10 protein-coding genes are annotated in these 13,911 nt (G+C 55.7%); 5 read left to right on the top strand and 5 right to left on the bottom strand.

Translation table 11 applies throughout. The annotated features are described in order from the left end of the window. Positions 1 to 140 precede the first annotated feature (140 nt). Positions 141 to 2,804, top strand: a complete 2,664-nt coding sequence (gene topA / locus Q0683_RS04355; RefSeq protein WP_298615579.1) for a type I DNA topoisomerase — start codon at positions 141 to 143, stop codon at positions 2,802 to 2,804. After that, entirely contained in the window at positions 2,805 to 4,409 is a 1,605-nt protein-coding gene (locus tag Q0683_RS04350; RefSeq protein ID WP_298615577.1) for a radical SAM protein, read from the top strand. A gap of 109 nt (positions 4,410 to 4,518) precedes the next feature. Here Q0683_RS04350 and Q0683_RS04345 read toward each other — a convergent pair whose 3' ends face one another. The 5 genes from Q0683_RS04345 to Q0683_RS04325 form a co-directional block, all read right to left on the bottom strand. Continuing rightward, positions 4,519 to 4,872: a DUF1257 domain-containing protein gene (locus Q0683_RS04345; RefSeq protein WP_298615575.1), complete on the bottom strand. Its 354-nt coding sequence runs from the start codon at positions 4,870 to 4,872 to the stop codon at positions 4,519 to 4,521. A gap of 120 nt (positions 4,873 to 4,992) precedes the next feature. Then, a complete protein-coding gene (locus Q0683_RS04340) occupies positions 4,993 to 6,522 on the bottom strand; it encodes an AAA family ATPase (protein WP_298615607.1) in 1,530 nt (509 codons plus the stop codon). Positions 6,523 to 6,571: 49 nt separating this feature from the next. Next, positions 6,572 to 6,895 (bottom strand): ribbon-helix-helix domain-containing protein, encoded by a 324-nt coding sequence (locus Q0683_RS04335; protein ID WP_298615573.1) that lies wholly within the window; start codon positions 6,893 to 6,895, stop codon positions 6,572 to 6,574. Between the two features lie 132 nt (positions 6,896 to 7,027). Further along, positions 7,028 to 8,023: a methionyl-tRNA formyltransferase gene (gene fmt / locus Q0683_RS04330; RefSeq protein ID WP_298615571.1), complete on the bottom strand. Its 996-nt coding sequence runs from the start codon at positions 8,021 to 8,023 to the stop codon at positions 7,028 to 7,030. A 36-nt stretch (positions 8,024 to 8,059) separates the two neighbouring features. Continuing rightward, positions 8,060 to 10,324 carry a ribonuclease R family protein gene (locus tag Q0683_RS04325; RefSeq protein ID WP_298615570.1) on the bottom strand — a complete coding sequence of 755 codons (2,265 nt, stop codon included), beginning with the start codon at positions 10,322 to 10,324 and terminating at the stop codon, positions 8,060 to 8,062. Positions 10,325 to 10,544: 220 nt separating this feature from the next. Between Q0683_RS04325 and acpP the strand changes: the two genes are divergently transcribed. The 3 genes from acpP to tkt all read left to right on the top strand — a co-directional run. After that, positions 10,545 to 10,790 (top strand): acyl carrier protein, encoded by a 246-nt coding sequence (gene acpP / locus Q0683_RS04320; protein WP_298615567.1) that lies wholly within the window; start codon positions 10,545 to 10,547, stop codon positions 10,788 to 10,790. A 4-nt stretch (positions 10,791 to 10,794) separates the two neighbouring features. Beyond that, positions 10,795 to 12,057 (top strand): beta-ketoacyl-ACP synthase II, encoded by a 1,263-nt coding sequence (gene fabF / locus Q0683_RS04315; RefSeq protein ID WP_298615564.1) that lies wholly within the window; start codon positions 10,795 to 10,797, stop codon positions 12,055 to 12,057. 34 nt (positions 12,058 to 12,091) lie between these two features. Beyond that, on the top strand, positions 12,092 to 13,911 hold a 1,820-nt coding region (tkt, locus tag Q0683_RS04310), incomplete at its 3' end, for a transketolase (RefSeq protein ID WP_298976460.1).

Raw genomic sequence — 13,911 nt, 5'->3', positions numbered from 1 at the left:
CATCGCCAATTGGTTGGGCTAGGGTTATCAATAGTGGGGAAATACTTCTCCTTGCTCCCCATGATACGGTGGGAGAACACAGTTCTATGATCGATCGCTAAACTTGAGAGTGCCGAAAAACCCATCCCGCAGCATCTGCTATGTCCACCCTTGTCATTGTTGAATCTCCGACAAAAGCCCGTACCATTCGCAAATTTTTGCCCCCGGACTATCGCGTGGAAGCCTCGATGGGTCATGTCCGTGATCTGCCCCGCAGCGCGGCCGATGTGCCCCCCGAACTCAAGGGGGAAGAGTGGGCAACCCTCGGGGTGAATGTTGCTGCCGGCTTTGAACCCCTCTACATTGTCCCCAAAGACAAGCAAAAAGTTGTCAAAGACCTGAAAACTGCCCTAAAAACTGCTGACGAACTCCTGCTGGCAACCGATGAAGACCGCGAAGGGGAAAGTATTAGTTGGCACTTGCTGCAACTATTGGAGCCAAAGGTGCCGGTGCGGCGGATGGTCTTCCATGAAATTACGGAAGAGGCGATCCAAGAAGCGCTGCGCAATTGCCGCGATGTCAATCAACAACTGGTGCGTGCCCAAGAAACGCGGCGCATCCTCGACCGCTTGGTGGGCTATACCCTGTCACCCCTGCTGTGGCGGAAGATTGCCCCCCACCTCTCAGCCGGACGAGTGCAGTCGGTGGCCGTGCGCCTATTAGTGCAACGAGAGCGGGAACGACTGGCCTTCCGTAAGGGGCAATTTTGGGATCTCAAAGCCACTCTAGATCAACGGGGCACGCTTTTTCCAGCCCGTTTGGTGAGTGTCGGCGGTCAACGCTTGGCCACAGGCAGTGACTTTGATCCGGCCACGGGACAGGTGCGCAATCCCGAAGCGGTCTTGCTCTTAGATGCGGCGGCGGCCAATGCCCTGCGCGATCGCCTGCTAACAGAAACATGGACGGTGACGGAGCAAGAGGAACGCCAACAGACGCGCAAACCTGCTCCCCCCTTTACCACCTCGACCCTGCAACAGGAGGCCAACCGCAAACTCCACCTCTCGGCCCAAGAGACAATGCGCATTGCCCAAAAGCTCTACGAAGAGGGCTATATCACCTATATGCGCACCGACTCGGTGCATCTGTCGGAGCAGGCGATCGCTGCTGCGCGCAGTTGTGTGGAAGCGATGTACGGCAAAGCCTTTTTGTCGCCGCAGCCGCGCCAGTACACCACCAAAACCAAGGGTGCCCAAGAGGCCCACGAAGCAATCCGGCCTGCCGGCAGCCGGTTTCAGACCCCCCAAGAAACAGGACTTAAGGATCGGGAACTGGAACTGTATGAATTGATTTGGAAGCGCACGATAGCCTCCCAAATGGCCGATGCCCGTGTGACCCTGCTAACGGTTTCAATTACGGCCGGGGATGCCCTCTTCCGTGCCCACGGGAAGCGCATTGATTTTCCGGGCTTTTTCCGTGCCTATGTGGAAGGATCCGATGATCCCGATGCCGCCCTTGAAAGTCAAGAGGTGATTCTGCCGCAAATGCAGGTGGGGGATATTCTCCGCTGCCAAGCCCTTGAAAGTGTTGGGCACGAAACGCAGCCGCCGCCGCGCTACACCGAGGCGAGCCTTGTCAAAGCCCTCGAACAAGCCGGCATTGGGCGCCCCAGCACCTACGCCACAATCATCAGCACGATCCAAGACCGCGAGTATGCTATTCGCCGCGGCAATACCCTTGAACCCACGTTTACCGCCTTTGCCGTTACCGCTCTGCTGGAGAAATACTTTCCCGATTTAGTGGACATTAACTTCACGGCGCGGATGGAGCAAGCCCTCGATGATATTTCCACGGGGGAGGTGCAGTGGCAGCCCTACCTTGCATCTTTCTACCTAGGTGAAAATGGTCTTGAGCAGCAGGTGAAAGAGCGGGAGCGCACGATTGAGGCCACGGAAGCAAGAGCAATCCCCCTGCCGGAACTGAATGCGGAAGTGGTGGTGGGGCGCTTTGGGCCTTTTGTTGTCTATCGGAATGGCAACGGCAGTCCACCCATTAAGGCCTCCTTGCCTCAAGACGCCACGCCCGGTAGCCTTACCCGTGAACAGGTAGAGCAACTCATTCGCCAGAAACTAGAAGGTCCGGACAAGCTGGGGGTGCATCCTGAGACTGGGGAACCGATCTTCTTGCTGACGGGGCGCTTTGGTCCCTATGTGCAGTTGGGGGAAGCCACCGAGGCCAATCCAAGACCAAAACGGGCTTCCCTACCCAAGGGAGTGAGTCCCGATGAAGTCACCCTCGACTTAGCAATTACCCTCTTGTCACTGCCCCGCACATTGGGAGTTCATCCCGAAACCGGCAAACTGATTCAAGCCAATCAAGGCCGCTTTGGCCCCTACATTGTCCATGACCCTGAAGGTGAAAAGGACTATCGCTCCCTCAAGGGGGAGGATGATGTCTATACGATTACGCTGGAGCGTGCCCTAGAGCTACTGGCAACTCCAAAATCCAGTCGCGGCCGTGCCAAGAAACAGGTGCTAGCGATTTTGGGGAACCACCCCGAGGATGGGGAGCCGGTGCAAGTTCTAGATGGTCCCTATGGTCCCTATGTCAACCACGGTAAGGTGAATGTCTCACTGCCGGAGGGGGTGACGCCAGAGACAATGACGCTTGAGCAAGCCCTCTCCCTGTTGGCGGAAAAAGCCCCCCAGAAAACCCGCCGCACGTCAACGGCCACCGCCCCGAAAACAAAATCAACAACAAAAAAGGCTACTGCAAAGGCGGCCACTAAGACCACAAAAACCAGCCGTCGTAAGTCAACGCCAACCTAGATGAATTCCCCCTTTGCCGCTGAAACCCTTCTCTTTGAGCGATCGCGCCCCCGCCCAGAGGCGCTGCGCATCATCTACGGCTTTCCCAATACCTACAGCGTTGGCATTACTAGCTTGGGGTATCAACTGGTGTGGGCGCAACTGGCCAGCCGTGCCGATGTGGCGATAAGCCGTCTCTTTACGGATGTACAGGAGCCACTGCCGCGGGATCCAGAGTTGGTGGGGTTTTCCCTCTCGTGGGAGTTGGACTACGGCAATCTGTTGGCGCTCTTAGAGCGGCTGGGCATTCCGATTTGGCAGCGCGATCGCCAAGAGAGCCACCCCCTTGTCTTTGGCGGTGGTTCTGTCCTGACGGCCAACCCTGAACCCTTTGCGGATTTCTTTGATGTGATTTTACTGGGGGATGCGGAGCCACTCCTAGAGCCGTTTCTGAACACTGTGGCTCAGGTGCGCACTGCCCCGCGATCGCAACGGCTGGAAGCCCTTGCCCAATTGCCCGGCCTCTATGTCCCCAGTCTCTATGCGGTCAGTTATGCCAGTGCCACCGGCCCCCTTCAGGGAATTGAACCGCTAAAGTCCACGGTACCCCCTACGGTGGCCAAACAAGTGCATCGCGGCCAGAGCCTTGCCACCTCCACAGTGGTTACCCCCCTTGCGGCTTGGGAAAAGATCTACATGGTGGAGGTGGTGCGCAGTTGTCCAGAGCTATGTCGCTTTTGCTTGGCCAGCTATTTGACGTTGCCCTTTCGCACACCGAGCTTAGAAACCCTGATTCCCGCCATTGAGCAGGGGCTAGCGGTCACCGATCGCCTAGGACTTTTGGGTGCCTCCATTACCCAACATCCCGAATTTCCCGCCTTGATGGAGTATTTACGTCAGCCGCAGTTTGACCATGTGCGGGTGAGTTTGGCCTCTGTGCGCACAAATACGGTCACGGAATCCCTTGCCCAACTCTTGAGTCAACGGGGCAGTCAGTCACTGACAATTGCTATTGAAACAGGCTCTGAACGCCTACGCCAAGTGATTAACAAAAAGCTTGAGACCGATGAGATTCTTGCTGCCGCCAGCCATGCCCAAGCCGGTGGCCTCAAGGGGCTGAAGTTCTATGGCATGGTGGGACTGCCCACAGAGACTGATGCCGATGTTGCAGCCACAGTGGATCTCTTTCGCCAATTGAAAAAAATAGCGCCGCGACTGCGACTCACCCTAGGCTGTAGTACCTTTGTGCCCAAAGCCCACACTCCCTTTCAGTGGTGGGGCGTTCAACCTGTGGCCGAAAAACGCCTCAAGTTTCTAAAAAAAGAGTTGGCCAAATTGGGGGTAGAGTTTCGTCCCGAATCCTATAGTGACTCGCTGATTCAAGCTTTAATTTCGCGGGGCGATCGCCGGCTGGCTCCCCTCCTAGAGCGGGTTCGCCACTATGGCACTTCCCTCGGCAGTTATCGCCGTGCTTTTAAGGAGCTGCGGGGACAGTTGCCGGACTTTGAAGCCTACGTCACTGCCAATTGGCCAGTGGAGACTATCTTACCGTGGCAGCATCTGGAGAGTGGCCTGCCCAGCCAAACCCTGCAAAATCATCTCAAGCGGGCGATCGCCAGTTCATGAATGCAACATGAATCCAAATGGAGATAAAAAAGAGGCCGACCCCTGGGGAGTCGGCCGGCGGATTACTTGGGAACGCGCGCTAGACCGTACAAAGCAATTGGCAACAGGATTAGCTATGCACCACGAGCTTGACGTTGGCGTTCTGAAGGCCAGGGCGCTTCACCTCAGCCAAGGTTTTGTTGATGGCATATTTTTGGTTGATCGAGTTGATTAGCTCAGTTTGGTTGTGTTTTTTGGCCACACCCCAGAGATCGGCAATCAGATCAAAAGTGCCATCGGCGTTGCGGGACCAGCCCAGATCGTACTCGCCGTCAAGAACAGCGACGATGTCGGCGCGCACACGTTGGCCGTTGTAACCCCGCACGTCGGCATCGGTTTTCACCGCAATGCCCAAATCGCGCAGAGAGGCTTTTAGGATTTCAGCATCGGTAATTTTCGTACGCAGGGTGCTGAAGTGAGACATGTGGATTTCCTCCAGATTGAGACAGAAACATTGGACTGAATGAACCACAATTTATGGCGAACCAAACCCCTGTGGTCGGGTCTTTCTCCCGTCTGCATAGGGCAGACAGAAGGAAGCTTGTCAGAACTCCAGTCGCTGGTATTCAGCCACTGAAGCAGCCGCCGGACGCGCCCGTTGGCGTGCCCAATCGCGAAGTGCCGTGACCTGCTCTTGCATCGTCTTGGAAAGGGGTTGAGTGGCACGGCTGGCGGCAATAATATCTAACTGGGTAAACTCGCGCCCTTGAGCAAAGGCTTCGTACATGGCGGCAATGATGGCCTGCTCAATCTCGGCACCGGAAAAGCCATCACAGATATTGGCCAGTTGCTCTAGATCAAAGCGATCGATATCACGGCGACGCTTGCTCAGGTGAATGCGAAAGATTTCCTTGCGCTCCTCGGCATTGGGCAAATCCACAAAGAAAATTTCATCAAAACGGCCTTTGCGTAAGAATTCACCGGGGAGGCGCTCGACGCGATTGGCCGTCGCCAAGACAAAGACGGGAGACTTTTTCTCCTGCATCCAAGTCAGGAAGGAGCCAAAGATACGGCTAGAGGTACCGCCATCGGAGTCCGAAGAGCCTGCTCCACCGGCAAAGGCCTTGTCCATTTCATCAATAAAGAGAATGGCAGGGGAAATGGATTCAGCAGTTTTCAGAGCGTTGCGTAAATTTGCTTCGGAGCGTCCCACCATTGACCCGTCATAGACCCGCCCCATATCCAAGCGCAGCAGCGGTAGACCCCAAAGGCGAGAGGTGGTTTTGGCAATGAGGGACTTCCCGCAGCCGGGCACGCCCAAAATGAGCATCCCCTTGGGTTGGGGTAGGCCGTATTCCCGCGCTTTTTCACTAAAGGCATTGGCGCGTTGCCGCAACCAAGTTTTGAGTTCCTCTAGACCCCCCACAGAATCAATGGTTTCATCCACTTCCATGTATTCCAGGATGCCGTTGCGGCGGATGAGTTGCTTTTTCTCGGAAAGGATGATGTCCACCTCGGCTTCGGTGAGGCGACCGGCGGTAACTTTGGCTTTGCGAAAGACTTTTTCGGCTTCATCCCGCGTCAGGCCAAGGGTGGCTTTAACCAGTTTTTCGCGGGCTTCGGGGGTGAGGCGACGACTGCGAGGATCTAGTTGCTCCCCTAGGACTTGATCCAGTTCGTTGATACTTGGCAAGGGATAGTCAACGACAACGATTTCTTTTTCCAGTTCGACGGGAATCCGCTGCGCCGCTTCCGGGGACATGAGAATAATGGTTTTGTGGCTGTTCTTGAAGCTGGCGATCGCGTCCCGCAGGGAGCGAGTTACAGGGGGTGAATCAATGAAGGGGTGCAAATCCTTAAAGACGTAGATGCCCGGTTCCCGTTGGTGAACAACCCATTGAATCGCGGCCTCCGGTGAGACAGTGTTATGGTGGCTGTTGTTGCGGGGATGACCATACTCAACCATGCCGTGGGTCACCGTCCAGATGTAGAGCTTGCGGGGAGACCGCCCTTGAGACCCGACTTGGCTTTGGGCAATGCTGGCGATCGCCTGCTCAGCCCGCTCTTCTTCGGAGGTCAGGAGGTAGATCAGTGGATATTGCGCTTGGATTAGGATACTCAACTCTTCTTGCACAGCCATCACCTCCTTTTTTCAAGGTTGACCCGATACCCCCGCCCTTAGCTTAGCGGGCAGACACCAACTCCACGGAGAGCGAGGGAACACTGAGGCTATCCTCATCAATCACCGTCGGCTGATCGACCAAGGCCGTTAGCTCATCCCCCCGTAGGACAAGGGCACTGGCGCATTTTGGGCAGTGATAGACCCGATGCACATTACCGTGCTTTTGCTCTGCGTATTCCGCGAAGACTTCTGGGTGAGCCAGCAGAAATTCAATGGCACGTTCCGCAAGGGTAGACATCGTTTCCTGCTCGATCACAGCGGCAATTTTTAGCTGGCGGTGCACATCGGGGGACAGATACAACGTAACCTTTTGCTTATCTTCCATAGGGGTTAGAGACGTACCTAGGTATGTGTGTCAGTGTAGTGAGCCACTCCAAGGGGTGTCAAGGCACAGTGCTGTCAAAACGGCAAAATCGTAATATTTAGTTACATTAAGCCCCGCTTGCTTAAAACTCAGTTACAGGAGTGATGGTGCCGTCCCGAACTGGGTGGCGATCGCCAGCCGCACACCATTGACAAAATCCCACCCTGACTGGGCCTTGCGGCCACTCAACTGCACTTGACTCAACAGCAGCCGCCCCTCTCCCGTCTGGACAACAGGTCCCCATCCCTTAATCAGCTCCACCACGGTGCCAGGAGCAGCGGACACCTCGGGCGCACCGACAAAAGACCGTAAGGGTTCGGGTAATTCCGCAGCAACTTCAGGTACTAACGGCCACGTTTGTAGCAGTTTCAAGGGGGTGTCTTGCCACTGAGTGTAGGCATAGGGATAAAAGGCGCGCACTTGGTTGTGGAGGGCGAGGGCAGATCGCCGCCAATCAATGGCATAGTTACTTTTTTGGATGAGGGGAGCATAGGTGGCCTCAGCCTCGTTTTGCGGTTCGGGGTGAAGTTGCCCCCATTGCTGCAACGTTTCCAGCAGCAGATCGGCACCAATGTGGCTGAGCTTCCTACTGAGGGTAGCGGCGTTATCCCCTAGCTCAATGGTCACTGTTCGCTTCAGGAGCATCGGGCCTGTGTCCATGCCGGCATCCATGAGCATTGTGGTTACACCGGTTTCCCGTTCACCGTAGTAGAGTGCCCACTGAATGGGAGCTGCACCGCGATACTTGGGCAACAGTGAGCCGTGGATATTGAGGCAGCCGTAGCGGGGAATCTCAAGGATTGACGGGGGCAGAAGTTGACCGTAGGCAACCACCACAAAGAAATCGGCGGCCAGCGATCGCAGGATGTCAGGCAACTCTGCCTCTCGACGCAGCCGCTCAGGTTGCCAGACCGCTAAGCCGTGGTTGAGGGCTAAGGTCTTCACCGGCGAAGGAGACACTTGATTGCCCCGTCCCCGCCGCCGATCAGGCTGGGTGACCACCCCCAAGACCCGATGGGCCTCCGTTTCCAGCAGCCGCTGTAGGGGCGGAAGGGCAAACTCTGGTGTGCCAAAATAGACGATTTTCAACCGCTGCCCACTCCCTGCGAAACATCCACTGCTGGTTTAGAGATCGTCAGGGGCTTCTGCTTCGGGAGGGATAGCGGTTTCCCCAACATCACCGCTGCCGTTGAGGTCTTCTTCTGAGGCTTGGGAGCCACCACTAATTACCATCAAGTCCACCTGCTGACGATAGGAGTCCACATTTTTAATCAGCACTTCAACGCGATCGCCCAAGCGGTAACGCAATCGGTTGCGTCGGCCCGTCAAGGTTTGAGCAAGGGCGCGGTAGTCATACCAGTCATCTTTGAGGGAACTGACATGAACTAAGCCCTCAACATTAAAATCAATCAGTTCGACAAAGAAGCCATAGGACTGTACCCCCGTAATAATACCGGGACGCACTTCACCGATGCAGGCTTGGACTTGACGCACCCGTTGCAGACCCACCAAATCTTTCCAAGCCGTGTAGGTTTGCCGCTCCCGCTCTTGGAGGTGGGGAACCAGTTCGTTCAGGAGGGTATCCACCTCGCGCTGGACATCGGTGGTGAAAACCGACCAGTTCACTTGCTCTAAACAAGCGGAGTCACCGAGATTAACGCGCTCCTTGGCCCGTGGACCGCGGCGATCGCGCCCCTCCGTGAGCAGAAGATGCAAAATGCGCTGATTGACAATGTCGGTGTAGCGTTGCAAAGGAGAGCAGAAGTGGCCATAGCCTTCCCCAGTGGCCAAGCTAAAGTGGGGTAGTGGCACACTGGCATCACTGGCGGGTTTGAGTTTATCCAGTAAGAGTTCTTGCAACAGCGGTGCCAAATCTGAGGTGGCCAACTGGGCCATAAAGCGCTGACAGTCGCGTGGGGTAACTTGGGAGGGATTCTCTAGACTCAAGGGCAAGCCCAGATTTTGGCAGAGCTTGAGAAAATCCTGCACTGCGTAGAGTTCGGGGACAGGCTGGATGCGGTAGAGGGCAGGCACACCCAACTTCCTTAGATGACGGGCAATTAATTCATTGGCAAGAACGACTAAACTTGTCCAAGGGGTAACCTGGGGTAGGGAAATAGCGGGTGCTAGACCCTCGTCTGCATAGGCAAGACTCAAGGCATCCGCAAATGGGATTTCAATACTGCCCCGTTGCTGGCGTTGCTGACTGACGGCCTGGGCAAGGTGAATCAGGGCACGCAGCCAATCGCCCGAACTATCTCCCAAGGCAAGGGTGGCCGCGACCTGCTCACTGGTAACACAGGCATCCACGCGGATACGACTGCGGTACATCTTGTAGGACTGGACGGTGCCGCTGTTGTCAATTGCAATTAGGAGGGAAATTGCCGCGCGATCGCTCCCTGGCAGGAGGCGCAGCATCTCCAGCTCCTGGGGGAGGAGGGGCAGACTCAGTTCAGGGGTGGCCAAGGTCATGCCCAGTCGCCGTGCCGTCCGATCCAGCAATTCATCGCGGGGGAGCAGACCTCCCACATCACTGATGTGAATTCCCAACTGCCAGAGGTTCGGCGTGAGGGGATCAAGGGAAAAAGCGACTTGGGGTTCTTGACCGGGGGCAACTAGGGTAATGGTGACCAACTCCCGCAAGTCTTGGCGATCGCTTAAATCCAAATCCGCCAACTGGGCATTCAACGTTGCTGCCGCTGTGCGCACCGCTGGGCTAAATTGCCGCACGAGGTTATGCTTGCAGCAAATCAGGTCTAAGACAGGGGCCGATTGGGCATCCGTGCCTAAAATCTGGCCAATTTCTCCTATGGGCAAGTATCCCCCCAAGGGATAGCGGCGAATGTTTACATGCACCAGTTGATCCACGACGGTGGATAGATCGGGCACGAGGTCATTTGGCTCAAGGGCAATTTCAAAGAGCAGGCGATCGTCAAGGGGGATAGCCCGAAAACCGTCTTCCGTCTGTTTAACCCGGGCAATCACCGAGGGATTTCCCCGCTCTAAAATCAGCTTCACTTCCCCTTCGGGAGATTTCTTGCGGCGGCCCTCACGGGTGACCCGCACCAGCACGCGATCGCCATTCCAAGCAGTACTGAGTTGATGCTCGCGTATAAAAATATCTTCAGCGCCCTCGGTCTCCTGAATAGCAAAGCAAAAGCCCTTGCTGGAGCAGCGCAGCCGCCCTTCAATCAAGCCCTCATCACCGGCACGGCGATACTTGCCCCGTTCTTTGATCAGGAGGCCAATGCGTTCTAGGGCATCAAGGGCAATTTCCAGTTCTCGCTGGCTCTCAGGATCATCGCAGCCGAGCTTTTTTTCGAGAACTTTGGGGGCAACGAATTTATCTTCGCTAAAGTTGGCAAGCAGACTCGCAATCGTAAAATGCATCGGTAACTCGGTGAAGGAAGGGCAACAGCGGATGTAGCGTTGTTGGTATCAAGTATCCAAACTGTAGCTTATCACAGTTGCAGAAGTCTCTTAGGGGATCCCCATTTTGTCCTATAATTGTGGCGCGTTGATTCTGGGCACGAAACATCCTAGATTTGAGGAATGGCGATCGCCCGCATCAATTCCTGTTCTCCATCGTTGTCCATCAGTTCAGGCATCTATGAATCAATCTGAAATTCTCGAAAAGGTCAAAGCAATTGTTGCCGATCAACTGAGTGTTGATCCAGAAAAAGTTGTGCCCGAAGCCAGTTTTGCCGAAGATCTCAATGCCGACTCCCTCGATTCTGTGGAGCTGATCATGGCCCTTGAGGAAGCCTTCGGCGTAGAGATTCCGGACGAAGAGGCAGAGAAACTCAAAACCGTCCAAGATGTCCTTGACTTTATCAATAGTAAGGTAGCTGCATAGGTCCATGGCAAAGGCGCACCAAAAACGGGTAGTTGTCACGGGGATGGGAGCAATTACCCCCCTCGGGAACACCCTTGCGGAGTATTGGGAAGGGTTAATGGCCGGTCGCAACGGCATTGACTACATCACGGCCTTTGATGCCAGTCACCATGAGTGCCGCATAGCGGGTGAGGTGCGGGGCTTTGACCCCACCCTTTACATGGATCGCAAAGATGCCAAGCGTATGGATCGCTTTGCCCAATTTGCCGTGGCTGCCAGCAAGCAAGCCCTTGCGGATGCCCAGTTAACCATTGACAACAGCAATGCCACGGACATTGGCATCATTATTGGCACTGGTGTGGGGGGAATCAAGGTGATGGAGGAGCAGCAGGAGATCTATCTCACCAAGGGGCCCAGTCGCTGCAGTCCCTTTATGATTCCAATGATGATTGCCAACATGGCTGCTGGACTCACCGCCATTCACACCGGTGCCAAAGGGCCTAATTCCTGTGCCGTGACTGCCTGTGCAGCGGGATCCAATGCCATCGGCGATGCTTTCCGCATGGTGCAACATGGCTATGCTAAGGCAATGATCTGCGGTGGTACGGAGGCAGCAATCACGCCCCTGTCAGTGGCCGGTTTTGCGGCTGCGCGTGCCCTGTCCACCCGCAACGATGACCCCCAGCATGCCAGTCGTCCCTTTGACCTCAGCCGTGATGGCTTTGTCCTCGGCGAAGGAGCCGGCATCCTAATTCTGGAAGAATTGGAATTTGCCCTGACCCGCGGGGCACGCATTTATGCGGAAATGGTGGGCTATGGCCTCACCTGTGATGCCTACCACATGACCGCTCCCTCACCGGGGGGCGAAGGGGCCGCCCGTGCCATTGAAGCCTGCCTTAAGGATGGGGGAATTACCCCGGATCAGGTGAGCTACATCAATGCCCACGGCACCAGTACCCCCGCCAACGACAGTACGGAAACCGCCGCCATTAAGCGCGCCCTTGGGGAGGAAAATGCCCGTCGTGTTCCTGTGAGTTCGACAAAATCCATGACGGGGCATCTCTTGGGGGGATCGGGGGGCATTGAGGCGATCGCTACGGTGATGGCAGTTGCCCACGATCGCATCCCCCCTACAATTAACTTGGAACAGCCAGATCCTGCTTGCGACCTGGACTATGTTCCCCATCAGAGCCGGGCTTGTCCGGTGACGGTGGCTTTGTCCAACTCCTTTGGCTTTGGTGGGCATAACGTAACGTTGGCCTTCCGCAAATACACTCCCGACCGTTAACTTCTGCTGCAAACCCAATTAGAGAGAGGAAGCAATGCCTGCGGTGACTCAATCCCTTGATGAACTCTGTATTAATGCCATTCGGTTCCTAGCGATCGATGCGGTGCAAAAGGCCAACTCTGGGCACCCCGGTCTGCCCATGGGGGCAGCACCCATGGCCTATGTGCTCTGGAACCAGTTCATGCGGCATAACCCCAAAAATCCGCAGTGGTTCAATCGCGATCGCTTTGTCCTCTCAGCGGGTCATGGCTGTATGTTGCAGTATGCCCTGCTGTATCTTACGGGCTACGACAGTGTTACGATTGAGGACATCAAGCAGTTTCGCCAATGGGGGTCGCGCACACCCGGTCACCCCGAAAACTTTGAAACCCCCGGTGTGGAAGTAACCACAGGTCCTCTCGGTCAAGGGATTTGTAATGCCGTTGGCTTAGCAGTGGCCGAGGCGCATTTGGCGGCTCGCTTCAACAAGCCCGATGTCAAACTAGTGGATCACTACACCTATGTCATCCTCGGCGATGGCTGCAATATGGAAGGCATTTCCGGTGAAGCCTGCTCCCTCGCCGGTCACTGGGGTCTGGGTAAACTCATTGCCCTCTACGACGATAACCATATTTCCATTGACGGCTCCACCGACATTGCCTTTACGGAGGATGTCTGCAAGCGTTTTGAGGCCTACGGTTGGCACGTGCAGCACGTGGCCGATGGCAATACGGATCTCGCAGGCATTGCCAAAGCCATTGAAGCCGCCAAAGCGGTAACCGACAAACCTTCCCTCATCAAGATCACCACTACCATTGGCTATGGCTCTCCGAACAAAGCCAATACTGCCGCAGTGCATGGCGCGGCTCTAGGGCCTGAGGAAGTCAAGCTCACCCGCGAAAACCTCGGTTGGCCCTATGAGCCTTTTGTGGTTCCTGAAGAGGTGCTGAATCACTTCCGCAAAGCCATTGAGCGGGGTGCTAGCTATGAATCCGAATGGAACCAAACTTTGGCCACCTATCGCCAGAAATATCCTGAGGAGGCCGCCGAGTTTGAACGGCTACTGCGCGGGGAGTTGCCCGCCAATTGGGATGCCGATCTGCCGAGCTATACGCCCGAAGACAAGGCTGTGGCCACCCGCAAGCATTCGGAAATTTGCCTAAATGCGATCGCCCCTAAGCTGCCGGAACTCATCGGTGGGTCTGCGGATCTGACCCACTCCAACCTCACGGAACTCAAGTGCTCCGGTGACTTCCAAAAAGGCCAGTACCAAAATCGCAACATTCGGTTTGGGGTGCGCGAGCACGGCATGGCCGCCATCTGCAATGGCATTGCCCTCCACAATTCCGGCTTGATTCCCTACTGTGCTACGTTCTTGGTCTTTGCCGATTACCTGCGGCCTGCCCTACGCCTCTCAGCCCTCTCCCGAGCAGGGGTCATTTATGTCATGACCCACGATTCCATTGCCCTTGGCGAAGACGGCCCCACTCACCAACCCGTAGAAACCTTAGCTTCCCTGCGGGCAATTCCTAACCTTTTGGTGATCCGCCCTGCCGATGGCAATGAAACTTCGGGTGCCTACCAAGTGGCAATCCAACGGCGTAAGCAGCCGACCCTCCTCGCGCTTACCCGCCAAAATGTGCCTAACTTGGCCGGTACTTCTGCCGCCAATGTGGCCAAGGGAGCCTACACACTGGTGGATTGCCAAGGTACCCCCGACTTGATCCTGATCGGCACAGGTTCAGAAGTCTCCCTCTGTGTCAAAGCCGCCGAAGTACTGACTGCCAACGGCAAGAAAGTGCGAGTGGTGTCCATGCCTTCTTGGGAACTTTTTGAGGAGCAGTCCCCTGAATACAAAGCCAGTGTGCTGCCGAC

Source organism: uncultured Thermosynechococcus sp. (assembly GCF_938074695.1).
GTDB lineage: Bacteria > Cyanobacteriota > Cyanobacteriia > Thermosynechococcales > Thermosynechococcaceae > Thermosynechococcus.
Note: the sequence above shows the minus strand (reverse complement) of the source record. Positions and strands in the feature narration are given on the sequence as shown.

Excerpts from the sequence above, each read along its gene's own strand:
- Q0683_RS04325 (WP_298615570.1), bottom strand. The coding sequence starts at position 10,324 with ATGCATTTTACGATTGCGAGTCTGCTTGCCAACTTTAGCGAAGATAAA.
- topA (WP_298615579.1), top strand. The coding sequence starts at position 141 with ATGTCCACCCTTGTCATTGTTGAATCTCCGACAAAAGCCCGTACCATT.
- fabF (WP_298615564.1), top strand. The coding sequence starts at position 10,795 with ATGGCAAAGGCGCACCAAAAACGGGTAGTTGTCACGGGGATGGGAGCA.
- acpP (WP_298615567.1), top strand. The coding sequence starts at position 10,545 with ATGAATCAATCTGAAATTCTCGAAAAGGTCAAAGCAATTGTTGCCGAT.
- Q0683_RS04345 (WP_298615575.1), bottom strand. The coding sequence starts at position 4,872 with ATGTCTCACTTCAGCACCCTGCGTACGAAAATTACCGATGCTGAAATC.
- Q0683_RS04335 (WP_298615573.1), bottom strand. The coding sequence starts at position 6,895 with ATGGAAGATAAGCAAAAGGTTACGTTGTATCTGTCCCCCGATGTGCAC.
- Q0683_RS04350 (WP_298615577.1), top strand. The coding sequence starts at position 2,805 with ATGAATTCCCCCTTTGCCGCTGAAACCCTTCTCTTTGAGCGATCGCGC.